Raw genomic sequence first — 14,250 nt, forward strand, 5'->3', positions numbered from 1 at the left:
CAAGCGACGTACGAGCGGACACACAAACCTGCAGCCTAAGCAAACGAAATGGGATTTTCATACATTCTCGGTTTGGTGTGTCCACCATATTGACTTAATACCATTTTTGACTAACTCGGAAATCACATTGGTATCAAGAAGGTATTTCACAACTCCACCTCACGAGCCATGTCCGAACTTCTTTCTAGATCAAGCTCCTCATCGCATAAAGGAGATGACCTAAAGAAATCAGTCAATTTAGTTCGTGGCATCGTTAAACGCTGGTACTCCTCAATCGACAAAAGAATTGCAGAAGGCTCTCCAATTATATCTAGACAGTCTGGATTGAAGAGGAGGTATAAGAGCGTGGAATGCTACCACAAACCACACTTTAGAATGTAACAACGGCCCGTTTGTGAAGAGAATTCAGTGACATAAAGAACCCTTGTATTTCTTTCATGTTGTGAATTAACATATTCCACTGAAGCAGGATTGGAGAAGATGTGCCTAAACGATCATAAGGAACGTGTCTACTCTATAGCTCCGGTAAGCCATATCCTAGCATGTATCTCTGTCCATACCATTCCATTTCAAATAACTGATTTATATAGGCGTTTCGAAGACCAGCATCATTCAGGACACGATTAAGCACTCCACCGTTAAATCCTGAGTATGTCAAGTTGGAAAAGTATGCAGTTGCAGATGAACGCGTTTCCTTCGTGATTGCAATGTTCGATTCATCGTTAACTGGCATAATGTTCCCTTCGAATCCATCATGTAGCCGTATAGACTCAAAAACGTGTTGTACGCCCGTAACTGATGATGTTTGTCCGATCAAGGTAAGGAGCCCCTATTCCAATAAACCCTAACACTGTAATTGCAGGATGTTCAACTTGGGGTGCTCCTGCAGGAATGAGTAAAGCCTGCCCGGGAACAATGGACGGGCAGGGGGCAGTAGATTGATGTTTGAAATGTCTTTCCAACGAACACTGTAATTTCGAGCAATAGTAAACAAGGATTCCCCTCTTTGGACAACATGGATTTCCACATCCGCTCCCCTCTTTCACTGCAAGTTATGTATGATGCCTAGAAACTGTGTATGGAGTTTAGGAACTCCTCTTGGATGCCACATTTGCGCCAGAGAACATCGTCCGGCGAACGCAGGACGGGATTCATAGGAAGCATAAAAGGATGATTTCTCGGGGAAAACATCACAACATCAGCGGCAAGAATTCGGCACATCCCTGATATATCAAACGTGAGCATACAACTTTATTTTCCATGATCATGATCCTACTCCTGTTCGTTGTTGATCTGACTCTGTACCTAGCACTGAGAGTCGCAGTGCGGTTGATGAGGGCGTGTTTTTTACAAAACTCAAACATGTCAATCATCGCCCGCACTTGGTTCTTGAGCACCTATCGGCACCCTGACAGCGTCAACAGATCTCGCCAGAGCGGAGTCTTCGCTCAATTGTTCCAAAAATGACGATATGACGCGCGGAACGTGTGGCCTACGTCTCCATATCGCATGGGTCGTTACGAGACCATCGGCTATATCCATGGGGTGGGCTGTCAGTTCTTTACGCCAAGTTGAACGGGCCAAGACGGATAGCGGCATAATGGAGATGCCTAATCCTCCCGCAACCAGTTGCAGGATGGTATCGATGCTGGCGCTTTCCATCGTTTTGAATAAGGTAACGCCTCTATTTGCTACCCACTTTTCGAGTGCGCGCCGATAGGTGCAACCTTCGCGGAATGTGACGATGACTGGCGTTCCAGCAAGCATGTCCACGGGCGTACGGTTAAGCGGTGTGATAATAACCAGTTCCTCTACCACCAAAGCTTTGAAATCTAACTCCACATGCGCTACTGAACCGGCAATCAGCGCAATGTCCAATGTTCTGTCCACAACACCTTGGAGAAGCGCCTTTGAGGTTCCAGTTTGCAGTGAAATCTCTACGCTCGGGTTCTTCTGGTGGAACTTTGCAATCCAGCTAGCGGTATGCAAAGCCGCCGTTGTTTCGAGCGATCCGATGCGAAGTGCGCCGAACAGTTCATCCTGCTTTAAAAGCGCATTGCGGGTCTCATTCCATTGCACGAGCAGCGATTCCACGTATGGATACAATTTTTTACCCTCTGCAGTTAAAACAACCCCTGTTTTCAAACGATCAAAAAGAAGTTGTTGTAACTCCTTTTCAAGAAGGCGAATTCGGCCAGTGATATGTGACTGCACAAATCCAAGTTGTTTCGCAGCGCCGGTCATGCTTCCCGTGCGTGCCACCGTATAAAAAATCTCTAAGTCCCTGAGTTCCATTGCATCACCTTCATCAGTGAGAATGATATTTAATATCACAAACAATCATTTTACGCTTTTGTGTGCACCTATTATGATGATCTCGACGAGACATTGTCAACGATTCACCTAAATAAAGCGGAATTTGAGTGGATGTGACCAATTTGTTGCGAAGCGGCCTCTATATGGAAGCTGGCAAGAAGGAGAGACAAGGATCACGAGGGGAGAAAAAACAATGGATTCTCATACAGAGATTGTAGCGTCAACCTCAAAAGGGCATGCCGTCCGCCCGGTTATCGGTGGACTGTTGGGTTTGGCGGTTGCCATGGGGATTGGGCGATTTGCTTATACACCGCTGCTTCCCATCATGCAGCAACATGCGCATTTGTCTACTGCATTTGCTGGCGTGCTTGCTTCTTGGAACTATTTTGGCTATCTCATCGGATCAATTTTTGCTGCCGCGCTTCCAGTTCGACTACAAAGAGATATGAGGTTTCGGTTTCAAACCATTGCCATCGGACTCATCGGGAGTGTGGTGACCACGGCATGCATGGGACTAACAGACGCCCATGCTGGATGGTGTGTGTTACGAGGACTAGGCGGGTTCTTCAGTGCGATTGTCCTTATCATATCGTCCAGTTTTGTGATGGATTGGCTGGCGAGAAGAGGGGATGTCCAGAAAGCAGGGATGCTTTACTCCGGGGTAGGCGTCGGGATCGCGCTGACCGGTATACTCGTGCCCTATCTTGGGCGTGGTGGTGCATGGCAGCGTGGATGATTGGGGCTGGGATGTCTAGGCGGTATTTTTACGATTTTCGCGTTGGTGTGGCTGCGAACGGCACGAGATGTGAATCTGGATGCGCGTTCGCCGGCAAAAAAACAATTGGGTTTGAAATCCCCATTTCCGCTTTGGAGCATCACGCTGGTGTATGGGTTAGAGGGGCTTGGTTACATCGTCATGGCTACTTTTATTACTGCCTTTTTTCATGGAGAAACATCTATCGCATGGTTGGGGACAGTGAGTTGGGTCTTTGTAGGCTTGGCGGGTGTTCCTTCGACATGGCTCTGGACAAAAGCGGCTCAAGTATGGGGATGGGGTAAAGCAACCATCATCGCTTTTGTGGCACAAGCGGTTGGCATTTTACTTCCGGTCATTCATGCAGGGGGTTGGGAAGCAATTTTGGGTGCTATCTTATTTGGCGGCACGTTTATGGGGATTACTTCGCTCGCTTTATCCATTGGCCGAATGTCTTCCCCAGAAAAAGCAGGACCTGTGCTTGGACTGATGACAGCCATGTTTAGCATTGGGCAGGTGGTAGGGCCGATATTGGCTGGAATGCTCACCACGGCAACGCATAGTTATCGCATGGCAATGCTGTTGTCGGGGGTCATCATTTTGGCAGCGGCGCTCCTTCTTTGGTGGACACGATATTTCAGGGTATCCGCGCTAAAAGCGCAGTGAACCCATTGAGACGCTCGTTTGTATTATCTATGTCCGCCAAAATGGCGGACGAACCCCATTATCGCGCTGATGCCCATCTCGCACGTTGTAGATATGGACAGGCCACGGTAAATACTCAGGCAAAAGATCAAGAACACATTCTGCGAATATACAGTGCACACTCGCTTTATCCACCGCGTGAACCCCTTGTTTTGCGAAAAACCCTAAACCCTAGGTACAACGTCATCGAATGATTATGGTCTTATACATACTAATGTTCATTGTTTCTTATTGTTTTATTGACGATAGTGTGTGTCGCACACTATAATCACTTCTGAGGTGGTGACATGGCAGATAAAGCGGAATTGATCTCAAGCCTTGTGTCGGAATTGCGGCGTGGCGTCATCGTACTGGTCGTGCTCAGTCAGTTGCATGAACCCAAGTACGGCTATTCGTTGGTGCAAACTCTTCAGGAAAAGGGCGTGCCCGTGGATGCAGGCACCCTCTATCCGCTGCTCCGGCGATTGGAGAAGCAGGAGCTGTTGCATAGTGACTGGGAGGTCGGCGGTTCGAAGCCGCGCAAGTATTACGTCATGAACGATTTGGGTAAAGAGGTGTATCACACGCTCTGTGCGGAATGGACGTCCATGATGGAGAACATGGGGAAGCTTTTGAATGGAGATATGCCAACGAATTCTGCCCCCTCCAACCTAATCGATTTTCGCAAAGGAGAAGGAGAGTGAATCGGATGGAAATGGTAGAAAGGTACATCTACGCCGTTACACGGCGCTTGCGGGAAAAGCAGCGGGAAGATATCGCTCAAGAACTGCGTGTTCTCATCGAGGATATGCTTGATACGCGTGCGGCAGAGCATGAACCCACTGTGAGTGACGTAGAGACGGTGCTCAAGGAACTCGGCGAGCCATCAAAACTTGCCGCGAGGTATGCGGATCGACCACGGTATATCATCGGGCCGGAGATGTACGATGCCTATATCCTATTGCTTAAGATCGTCCTGCCGCTCGTCGCGTTTGGGATGGTTGTAGCTACAATCGTACAGTACGTCACTGCGCCACCACAAAATCTGTGGAATGTATTAGGCTTTATCATCGGATCGTTACTGGGGAAACTGCCGGATGCCCTCATTCAGGTATTCGCGTGGCTGACCGTATTCTTCGTGTTTATAGAACGTTTCGCAGCGGATAAAATCAGAGCGGTAAAACGGGATACAGCCAATTGGAAGCCATCAGACTTACCCGAAATACCGAAAAGCGGAGCAATACTTCCCAAGCGCTCGACGTCCGTCAAGAGAATCGTTTTCATGGTGATACTGCTTATTCTTTTTAACATTGCTACGGGGCAGTTCGGTATACATTTACCAGGGAGTAGCAACGCGTCTTTTCAGCTCTTTAATTTCAGCATATCACATGGCTATCAGGCGCTCGTCTATGTTTGTTTTGGAATCGGCATTGTCAAAGAGATCATGAAAATGGTCGTTATTCGCTACAGTTTTAAATTCGCGGTCGTAAATACGGTAATGGGTATTTTATCGCTTGTTTCGGCGGTGATCGTTCTTGCCAACATGAATCTGTGGCGTTTAGCTTTCATGCATCAGTTGGATGCTTGGGGGGGCAGGTTGCCCGCGAATGTCGACCTATCGCAACCGATTCTGATCGGTGGGAAAGTCATCCTTGGGATTCTGATTTTCTTGTTTGTGTGCGAGACGTCTTTGACTTTTACACGCGCGTTTAGCAATGGCACGCAAGAAGTAAGGTAATGCGCAACAGATAATACACAGGTTTGAAGAGTGACGGAAAAACAGACAAGATTCAAGGAGCAACTTTGCGTAAACAGAGCAGTGTCGGGACGCAGTACGGGGAGATGAGCGTTGCAAGCACTTGAAAAATCCAATTCTACGAAGGGGAAATTTGTAAGTCATCAAAATCTCGATGAAAATCATAGTGATGCATTTCATCAGTTGAATCCACCACTTTGGCATCGAGGCCGCCGTGGTGGACTTGAACTTGCTTTGGTACCGGATGTGATATGTACGTTATTCAGAGGGTTCTTCTGATGGCAGTTTCTCCGTAGAAGCCCCTTTTGGGGGCCGACCGCGTTTCGGCAGGCGCCCGGTGTTCTTGGGGAGGCGCCCTGCTTCAGCGAGTTCTTTGCGCAATAGAAATTCAATTTGCGCGTTGGTACTGCGAAGTTCGTCGTTCGCCCAGCGCATCAGCGCGTCATAAATCGCGGGATCTAGCCGTAGTAAAAGGCTTTTACGCTCAGACATGGTGTTCACGCCCGCTCACTGATATAACGAACCCGCATTGACGATGGGCTGTGTCGGGCGATCAGCACATAGGACGACAAGCAGGTTAGAGACCATGGCTGCCTTTCGTTCATCATCAAGGTCCACCACGTCATCTTCCGCCAAACGTTGAAGGGCCATTTCAACCATCCCTACGGCCCCTGTCACGATCCGCTCACGAGCTGCGACCACTGCATCTGCCTGTTGACGCTGTAACATCGCATGTGCAATTTCAGGTGCATAGGCCAATCGACTTAACCGCGACTCAATCACTCGTATGCCGGCGACACTGACTCGTACGCCAATTTCTTCGGTTAACGCTTCCGTGATCTTCTCAGAATTCACTTGCAGTGACAACCGTTCAGTCCCACAACTGTCATACGGATAGACACTCGCAATGTGACGGACAGCCGTCTCAGCTTGCGTTTCCACAAAAGACGCAAAATCCTCTACCTCATAAAATGCCTGTGCTGTATCAGCGACTTGCCAAACGACAACCGCCGCGATCTCGATAGGATTTCCATCCGCATCATTGACTTTGACCAACGTGGTTTCAAGGTTCCGAATCCGTGTGGATACATTGAGTCTTCGTGACAGTGGGTTGACCCATCGAAGACCTTGTGTACGTACTGTGCCTTGATAGCGGCCCCACAATTGAACAATTTTTGCCTGTCCAGGCGACACGCTCGTCAGTCCGCGTAGCCCAATTACGCCGAGCGCAATGATCAGAATTCCGACAATTCGAAGGATGATTCGCACGGCTTTATCATCATGACCAGCGGAAGCACCGGCGTAGATGAACAAAATAATACCTGCCAGCAAGGCAATCATACCGATAAACAGGATGCGCGGTCCAGATTTGTTAAACGCAGTTGTCTCCCGTATCAATAAGCTCGTTCCATTTGTATTTGAACTGCCTGAAGACGATGCGGTCACATTGATTCTCCCTTGCTTCCATAATTGACATTGAGTATACCATGGTGATATTAGATATAAAAGTGATATCACTTTTTATGCCTTAGCAAAGGAGCATACCCGGTGAATAATCAAGCAGTCGAATGTCATGGACTTTCGAGGCGTTTTGGTGAACGAACAGCCGTTTCAAATCTTGCATTCAACGTACCTCGCGGTTCGGTGTTTGGGTTTCTTGGACCAAACGGCGCGGGCAAAACGACCACGGTCAGGATGATGGTCGGCATGCTTCGACCCTCTGCAGGGACTGTGCGAGTACTTGGAATGGACCCGATTTCAGAAGGAGAATTGGTTCGTTCAAAATGCGGCGTCATGCTGGACAATGTGGGTCTGTATGATCGGCTCACTGCCATCCAGAACCTTCAACTCGCAGCTAAGGTTGCGCGTTTTGAGAAGGGCGAAGGACGCAAGCGGATCGAAGAAGCACTTTACCGTGTCGATTTATGGGATCGCCGGAACGACCGCGTCTCGGGCTTTAGCAAAGGCATGCGCCAAAAACTCGGGTTGGCACGGGCGCTCATGGCTGACCCTGAATTGCTGATCTTAGATGAACCTACTGCAGGGCTAGATCCTGCAAGCATTGTCATGGTGCGAGACTTGCTCGTTTCACTCGTGCAAAAATCAGGGATCACCGTTTTTCTCTGCACGCACCTGCTGGCAGAGGCACAACGCATTTGTGATCATGTCGCCATTATTCAGGGTGGACATCTGGTGGCCTCGGGTGACCCGAATAAACTCGGCAAACAGGGGGTTCCTACCTTTCGTTTAACCCTGTCGGGGGGCGATTCGGACAAAATGAGGCGCTTGGCTTTACCAAAGGATGGTCAACTGACTGCACTCGGCAGAGAGGAATGGCGGGTGAGCGTCGCCGTCCCGGAGGACATTGAATCCATTGTAAAGACCTTAGTCGGCGCCAACATTGGCGTCAGGGCCGTCATTCCAGAGCAAGTCTCACTGGAAGAGGAATATCTGCGCTTGGTGGGGAGTGAAAAAAATGACTGATTTGATCACAGTGATGTGGAAAGAAGTCGTTGAGTTATTCAGTAACCGTCGGTTTTTGTTGATTTTTACAATCGTCGTACTCGTCATGGGCATCCTGCCCACGCTTCACCATGGACCGGCTTCAAATTCTTCAGCGATGATGATGTTCCGGCTGCTCTATGTTTTGTTCGCGACGGTCATTGTTGTTGGCCAAACCGCGCCAGACATGGTTTTACATGAACGGGTTGGACATACCTTGGACTATCTTTTGACGACAAGGCTTCCAGGCTATGCGATCTTTGGCGCTAAAGTGCTCATTTCTTTTGCTGTAGGCTACATTGCGGCGTTACTTGCACTCGCCATCCAGTTAATCGTATCCGGCATCACGGGCGGTTCCGGCTGGCATTGGTTGTTCTTGGCTTTTCCGCTCGGTCGCGTCGTGGCGTTTGGTACGACGGCTACCCTCAGTCTGTATGTCGCTGTAATAGGCACATTTGTGGCACTCCGCGTAGGTGAGCAGAGAGCGGCATATTTGATCACGATTTTTTCGGTGGCACTTTTCATTATCCCGTTCTTGGTTGGGTGGCTTCATTTTTCGCTCACGACGACGTGGGTGACAAAGTTTACAATCGCACTGGGTATCATTGCATTTGTTTTGTCTCGTATCGGTTTACGCTTATTCCGCCGCGAAATGCTCGTGCTATACTTGCAGGAATAGATTGTGAAGTGGGGAATGGCCTGCTCGACATTCGTTGCGTTGTCCAAGAATACGCTAAGATGCGGAGCCCTTGGTTTTATTGTTGACAAGAGCGATGCATAAAACTGATCTGAACTACTGCATCTCTGTCCTACAACCATGTGCGTACAGTGATCGAAAAATTCTAATGAACTTCCAGTCGAGATAATCCGTTGGAGGGATATACATTGAAAACTTTCACAAAGCGCGTTGTAGGACGCGTCGAGAATGCCATTGGTGGCGGACAAATGAACACGCTTTTGGCAGTTGGGGATATCAATCAGGATGGACTCCTGGATTTGGTGGTATCGGGTAGGAATGGGAAGATGATTTGGCTTGAGAACAAGGGGAACCAAGCGCCCTGGACTGAGCATTTTCTGGATGAAGCTTCGAACATGGAGTGTGGCGGTATCTTATATGATCTAACTGGGAATGGTTACCCAGATTTGATCAACGGAAGTGACGCAAGCCACGACGAGATTTATTGGTGGGAAAATCCAGGGCCCAATGGTGGCAAGTGGATCAAGAGAGTCATCGCCAAAACGGGGAACAGACAGTTTCATGATACGGTCATTGGTGATATCACGGGCGATGGCAACCTATCATTGGTTTTCACGAACCAAATCGGCAACAAGGGCACAACTGTGTATCGGATCCCTTTGCCTCAAGATCCTACTCAAAGCCCGTGGCCGGGTCTACAGGTAGTTACGACGGGCAAATCAGAAGGGACGAACCATCAGCCGGAAGAAGGCTTGGCGATAGGGGATATTGATGGGGACGGCAAAAATGAATTCGTATGTGGAACGCACTGGTACAAGTACACCGGAGATGGTTGGGATGGTCATAAATTCGCAAGTGGGTACATAACCACCAAAGTGGCCATCGGCGACATTGATTCCGATGGAGCGAATGAAATGATACTTTCTGAAGGGGATCCATGTGTGTATGGTAGAACTGAAGGTGGAAAGGTCGCCTGGTTTAAGCCACGTTCCGATATCACGGACTTGTGGGAAGAGCACGTCATTGACAACGGCCTCTTAGACGCCCACACATTGGCTCTCGCGGATTTTTGCGAAAATGGGAACCTCGATTTATTGGTAGCCGAAATTGGCATGGCCGATAGAAAGACAGATGACTATTTAGTACACGCTCCGTCAATGTACATTTATGAGAATGACGGTAAAGGAAACTTCAAGACACGTCATGTGGTTGACGAGGGCACAGGTACACATGAGGCCGTTCTAGCCGACGTCAACAATCGCGGAACTTTAGATATCGTAGGTAAGCCGCTGCATGGGCCTGAAAAATGGAATATTCATGTATGGTACGGCAACAGATAGGCAAGTAGAACTGGTGGGGAACGTATTTATAAAGAGACGTGGATGGCACTGGAGGCGCCAAACCACGTCTTTTTTTGTGGCATCATACAAGGTGTGAACAGAACACCGAATGGTTAAAGGCGCAACGGAAGATGCCATGGTGTGTGTATTTGACGTTAGATTTGTTCATCAAGCTCGCGCGTGGGCAGGCCTCAAATGAGCATATCCAAAAAGAGAGCGAACTGCGGTTCTGTTCCACCCAAATTTGGTCCGCCCTCATAGACGGCGAGCGAGCCGCTATTTCACCGACGACTGATGAATAAATGAATGCAGCGCTAATCACTAATTGTAGATTGACGCAAAAATGTTTTTATGTCATTTTGTATTGTATGTTGTTATGATTGTGTAATATAGTGGTATGAAGGGGCGGGACCACTTTCGATGGAAGCGATACATATCAAAGTTGGACGTAACTTGCAGCGAATTCGGCAACAAAGGAGGCTGAGCTTAGAAAAAACCGCTGATTTAACTGGGGTAAGCAAAGGTATGCTTCACCAAATTGAACGTGGAGAAACACAGCCAACGGTTACAACTTTATGGAAGATTGCGATTGGGCTCAATACATCATTTTCGTCCTTTCTCAAGGAAGATGAAAATATGGTATCTGTTGTCATTCAAAAAGAGTTCCCTGACGTTACAGAGGACAATGGAAAATGCAAAGTATATCTATTGTTTCCGTTCGATCCACAAACCCGTATAGAGATATTTACACTCCACCTCAGCCCTACATGCAACTATCTTTCAACTCCGCATCATGCAGGCGTTGAGGAGTACATCACCGTGGTTTCAGGGGTATTCAACATACAAATAAATGATGAGATGTATACGTTGCCAGTGGGGCATGCAATACGATTTACAGGTAATGTGGCGCATCGTTACCTAAATCAAACGGATCTAGATGTGATCATTCAAGTTGTCATGCATTATACAGATGCTTAGGAGGAGATTCCTTTGACGAGGCCACTAAAAGAAAGCGCTCAACGCGTGCAAGATAGGTTGCTGGATTTGGGATATACAAACGAAATCGTGGAACTGTCTGACAGCACGCGAACTGCTCAAGAAGCCGCGGATGCAATCCACTGTGAGGTCGCTCAAATCGCAAAGTCCATTATATTTCGTTTAAAGCATGCGGATAGCCCATTATTGGTGGTTGCCAGCGGAGTGAATCGTGTGAATGAAAAGCACCTTTCAAATCAGTTAAACGATAAACTCGGAAAAGCGGATGCGGACTTTGTACGTGAATGCACAGGATTTGTCATCGGAGGAGTTCCTCCACTGGGGCATGTACAGTCGATAATGACCATTATCGACGAAGATCTCTTCCAGTTCAAAACAATCTGGGCAGCGGCAGGACATCCTAAAGCTGTATTTGAATTAACGCCCCATCAACTCGTTGAAATGACGAAGGGACAAGTGATGGCTATAAAGTAAGGGCTATCTGATGGTGTGAAATCATTCATGTGATACTCAAGGCGCGGGGAGTCCGAAAAGCGGATGCGCGTGTTGACATATGGCTAAAGGAGATCGCTCCGTCTTCAGACCTCCAATGGTTTAGGCATGACCCCTCGCGGTTTGAGGCATTCCGTGTTGCCTATCAGACATCATTGGAGAGCGAGCAACTGCAATGCGAGGCCACAGCAGACCAGTGGTGGTCCGCTGCGGCCATCTATATCCTCTTTGTTTCGATGCTTCACTCCATCATCAGACCAAATTCTTCGGTCCTTTTACCTTCGGACTGCGGGCGTCCCCCAATCATGAAACTAAAGATGAATCCAGCGAGGGCAATCGCCGCAACGATAAGGAATGTGTGATTGAACGCGATGGACCATATGGATGCTTGCGATGCATGCTGCATCTTGGTTGCCGCATGCATTTTCGAGGTCAGCACCGTGGTCAAGCCGGATACCGAGAAAGAGACCATGATTTGCTGCATGGCGCTCGTCAGCGATGTGACACGACCAATTAGGTGTTGAGGTGCAGCCTTCAATACGTGTGAATTGAGCGGCATGATGCACAAGCCCAAACTTGCGCCAAGTAGCACGACAGGAATGAGTATGTGACTGAGTGTGGCGTGCGGTTGTACTTGCGAGAACAAAAATGATGCAGCTGTCAGGCAACCGACGCCGATAACGGCAAGCCATCTGGCACCATATCTGTCAAATAGGCGTCCTGAAACTTGATTCAAAATGGCGGTCGTGATGGCGTATGGCAACATGCAGAGACCTGCATGAAACGCGCTGAAACCTCGGACATTTTGTAGGTATTGAGGAATCAAAAAGATGGTGCCAAAAAACGCAAACTGCGTGATCCACAGCACAATGATCCCCCGTGTGAACTTCGCCGACTTGAATGCACGTATCTCCATCAAAGGATTTGCCTGACGCAGTTGTGTAAAGACGAACAATAAAAGGGCGACGATGCCCACAACAAGTCCGCCGATTGTTTGCCACGAAGTCCAACTGGAACTGCCTTCCGTCACACCGTAAGACAAGCTTGCGAATCCAAGCGGCGCGAGGATCATGCCAACGCGATCCAACGGAGCCACAGCTTGTGCCGGCAGTTTGGGGAGGCTCTTGCTGCCAATCAGCACACCAATGATACCAATCGGCACATTGATCAGGAAAATCCAGTGCCAGGAGACGTAATCCACTAACCAGCCGGATACGACCGGTCCGAGTGCAGGGGCAACGAGGATGGGGATGCTCATGAAGCTCATCACGGTCCCCACTTTTTCAGGTGGACTTAAACGGAACGTGAAAGCAAACCCCAGTGGCGCAACCATTCCTCCACCAAGACCTTGGACAATGCGAAAAACGACCAATAATTTGATACCAGGCGCAAAAGCGCATAAGAGCGAGCCGAGGGAAAACAGGGCTATCGATGTGAGAAATACGCGCTTTGCACCAAATCGATCCGCTAGCCATCCGGAAAGCGGGATGACTGCGGCTTGTGCGAGCGCATATCCCGTGATTGCCCATTGCACAGTGCTATATGACGTTTTGAAGTCAGTGATGAAATGAGGAACCATCACATTCAAGGCGCTGTTGTCGAGAACAACCATGAACATACCTACGATGATAGCGGTCAGTGGCACGAGGATGGACCTCATTGAAGTGGGTGAGTGAGTAGCGCTCACCTGACGAGGCGTATTTGACATGGTAGGACCTCCCTTTTGCAAGTGCGACCATCATAGCACAGGCACAAAACTGTGTAAACTGATTTTGTGTAAATTAGTTTAATTTGTTCATTTGGTTTTTGCCAGAAGTTCAGTCATCGACTATAATGGTGCATGTAAATGGAAAGGGGGTCCTACACTTGGGGTTTGACTCTCCGAACTGTCGATACAGTGATGAAGAACTGAAAACAAAATTGATTATGAAATTGCTGATCCCCATTAAAAATGATGGGCTTGCAAATTTGCGTGCAGACGATATCGCGAAGTACATGGATTTGTCGAAGGCGACCATGTACAAGTACTTCGAATCGAAGGACGATGTCATCGAGCACTTTGTGAACTTCTTTATTAAATTGTTCGACGTGAGCCCAGCCTTGGACAAAACATCCGGGAGTTACCAAGAGCGGTATCACGTTGTTTTTAAAAAAATGCTGATGGTTGCAAACTACGGTTCCGAGGTATTCAGAAGGGACTTGCGTGCACTCTACCCTGAGTTGATGGAGCGCCTCCACGCTGCTTGGTTGGCCCGAAATGTCGCACTTCACGACTTTTACGAACAAGGTATGAAGGATGGCGTGTTTGTCCGGGCGAATGTGGAGTTGTTGATTATGCAGGATGAGCTTTGCTTCGCGAAACTGGGGGATGCAAGCGCTCTTATTGCGAGGAACCTCACATGCAAACAAGCCATGCTCGATTACTATGAGATGCGGGTTCATCAACTTTTTGCGCCTGAATCGCGGCCAAACGTGATCCATGACGAGGCCACGCTTGCGATGCTAAACGTTCTTTCGCAAAAGTTGACCAGTATGATGATGTGATAAGGACTGGCAAAGTTCAAGGCTGCCACGCAATGGGCAGCTTTTCGTATGATAAGGTCAACTAGTCGGCGCGGACTGGTTGGCCTCTTTGCGTCTAAGGCAGGGGGGCAAAGTGGAAAGAAGGTTTGAGCGGAACTTGCGCGAACTAATCGAAGAACGACTCTGCAAA

The 14,250-nt window shown here is 48.5% G+C and carries 12 protein-coding genes and 2 pseudogenes; 10 read left to right on the forward strand and 4 right to left on the reverse strand.

Annotated features, from left to right (window positions below):
• Nucleotides 1-1,365: 1,365 nt before the first annotated feature.
• The gene (locus ACFSB2_RS08550; RefSeq protein ID WP_377942621.1) at nucleotides 1,366-2,295 is read right to left on the reverse strand and encodes a LysR family transcriptional regulator; all 930 of its coding nucleotides are present in this window, start codon (nucleotides 2,293-2,295) and stop codon (nucleotides 1,366-1,368) included.
• A 214-nt stretch (nucleotides 2,296-2,509) separates the two neighbouring features.
• Between ACFSB2_RS08550 and ACFSB2_RS08555 the strand changes: the two are divergent.
• The 3 genes and pseudogenes from ACFSB2_RS08555 to ACFSB2_RS08565 all read left to right on the forward strand — a co-directional run bounded on the left by ACFSB2_RS08555 (nucleotide 2,510) and on the right by ACFSB2_RS08565 (nucleotide 5,492).
• Nucleotides 2,510-3,736 (forward strand): annotated as a pseudogene (locus tag ACFSB2_RS08555) (YbfB/YjiJ family MFS transporter).
• Between the two features lie 326 nt (nucleotides 3,737-4,062).
• A complete protein-coding gene (locus ACFSB2_RS08560; protein WP_377942622.1) occupies nucleotides 4,063-4,458 on the forward strand; it encodes a PadR family transcriptional regulator in 396 nt (131 codons plus the stop codon).
• A 5-nt stretch (nucleotides 4,459-4,463) separates the two neighbouring features.
• Nucleotides 4,464-5,492, forward strand: coding sequence for an HAAS signaling domain-containing protein (locus ACFSB2_RS08565; protein ID WP_377942623.1), 1,029 nt, complete (start codon nucleotides 4,464-4,466; stop codon nucleotides 5,490-5,492).
• A 276-nt stretch (nucleotides 5,493-5,768) separates the two neighbouring features.
• Here the strand turns inward: ACFSB2_RS08565 and ACFSB2_RS08570 are convergent, their stop codons facing one another.
• Nucleotides 5,769-6,002, reverse strand: a complete 234-nt coding sequence (locus ACFSB2_RS08570; protein ID WP_377942624.1) for a type II toxin-antitoxin system antitoxin — start codon at nucleotides 6,000-6,002, stop codon at nucleotides 5,769-5,771.
• 15 nt (nucleotides 6,003-6,017) lie between these two features.
• Nucleotides 6,018-6,956 carry an SPFH domain-containing protein gene (locus tag ACFSB2_RS08575; RefSeq protein WP_377942625.1) on the reverse strand — a complete coding sequence of 313 codons (939 nt, stop codon included), beginning with the start codon at nucleotides 6,954-6,956 and terminating at the stop codon, nucleotides 6,018-6,020.
• Between the two features lie 102 nt (nucleotides 6,957-7,058).
• On the opposite strand from ACFSB2_RS08575, the gene ACFSB2_RS08580 reads away from it, so the two are divergent.
• The 6 genes and pseudogenes from ACFSB2_RS08580 to ACFSB2_RS08605 form a co-directional block, all read left to right on the forward strand.
• The gene (locus ACFSB2_RS08580) at nucleotides 7,059-7,994 is read left to right on the forward strand and encodes an ABC transporter ATP-binding protein (protein ID WP_377942626.1); all 936 of its coding nucleotides are present in this window, start codon (nucleotides 7,059-7,061) and stop codon (nucleotides 7,992-7,994) included.
• Nucleotides 7,987-8,691, forward strand: a complete 705-nt coding sequence (locus ACFSB2_RS08585; protein WP_377942627.1) for a hypothetical protein — start codon at nucleotides 7,987-7,989, stop codon at nucleotides 8,689-8,691. The genes ACFSB2_RS08580 and ACFSB2_RS08585 overlap by 8 nt, the downstream gene beginning before the upstream one ends.
• Nucleotides 8,692-8,897: 206 nt before the next feature.
• Nucleotides 8,898-10,049 (forward strand): FG-GAP repeat domain-containing protein, encoded by a 1,152-nt coding sequence (locus tag ACFSB2_RS08590; protein WP_377942628.1) that lies wholly within the window; start codon nucleotides 8,898-8,900, stop codon nucleotides 10,047-10,049.
• Nucleotides 10,050-10,469: 420 nt separating this feature from the next.
• Nucleotides 10,470-11,027: a helix-turn-helix domain-containing protein gene (locus ACFSB2_RS08595; protein ID WP_377942629.1), complete on the forward strand. Its 558-nt coding sequence runs from the start codon at nucleotides 10,470-10,472 to the stop codon at nucleotides 11,025-11,027.
• Between the two features lie 12 nt (nucleotides 11,028-11,039).
• The gene (locus ACFSB2_RS08600) at nucleotides 11,040-11,519 is read left to right on the forward strand and encodes a YbaK/EbsC family protein (RefSeq protein ID WP_377942630.1); all 480 of its coding nucleotides are present in this window, start codon (nucleotides 11,040-11,042) and stop codon (nucleotides 11,517-11,519) included.
• A gap of 29 nt (nucleotides 11,520-11,548) precedes the next feature.
• A pseudogene (locus ACFSB2_RS08605) lies at nucleotides 11,549-11,695 on the forward strand (DUF488 family protein, N3 subclade); the annotation flags it as partial.
• 83 nt (nucleotides 11,696-11,778) lie between these two features.
• Here the strand turns inward: ACFSB2_RS08605 and ACFSB2_RS08610 are convergent.
• Nucleotides 11,779-13,245 (reverse strand): MDR family MFS transporter, encoded by a 1,467-nt coding sequence (locus tag ACFSB2_RS08610; protein WP_377942631.1) that lies wholly within the window; start codon nucleotides 13,243-13,245, stop codon nucleotides 11,779-11,781.
• 158 nt (nucleotides 13,246-13,403) lie between these two features.
• Here ACFSB2_RS08610 and ACFSB2_RS08615 point away from each other — a divergent pair, with 158 nt between their 5' ends.
• On the forward strand, nucleotides 13,404-14,081 hold the full coding sequence (locus tag ACFSB2_RS08615; RefSeq protein WP_377942632.1) for a TetR/AcrR family transcriptional regulator: 678 nt from the start codon (nucleotides 13,404-13,406) through the stop codon (nucleotides 14,079-14,081).
• The last annotated feature ends 169 nt before the right edge of the window (nucleotides 14,082-14,250 follow it).

Origin of the sequence: Alicyclobacillus fodiniaquatilis, from assembly GCF_042678105.1 — a bacterium.
Classification (GTDB): Bacteria; Bacillota; Bacilli; order Alicyclobacillales; family Alicyclobacillaceae; genus Alicyclobacillus; species Alicyclobacillus fodiniaquatilis.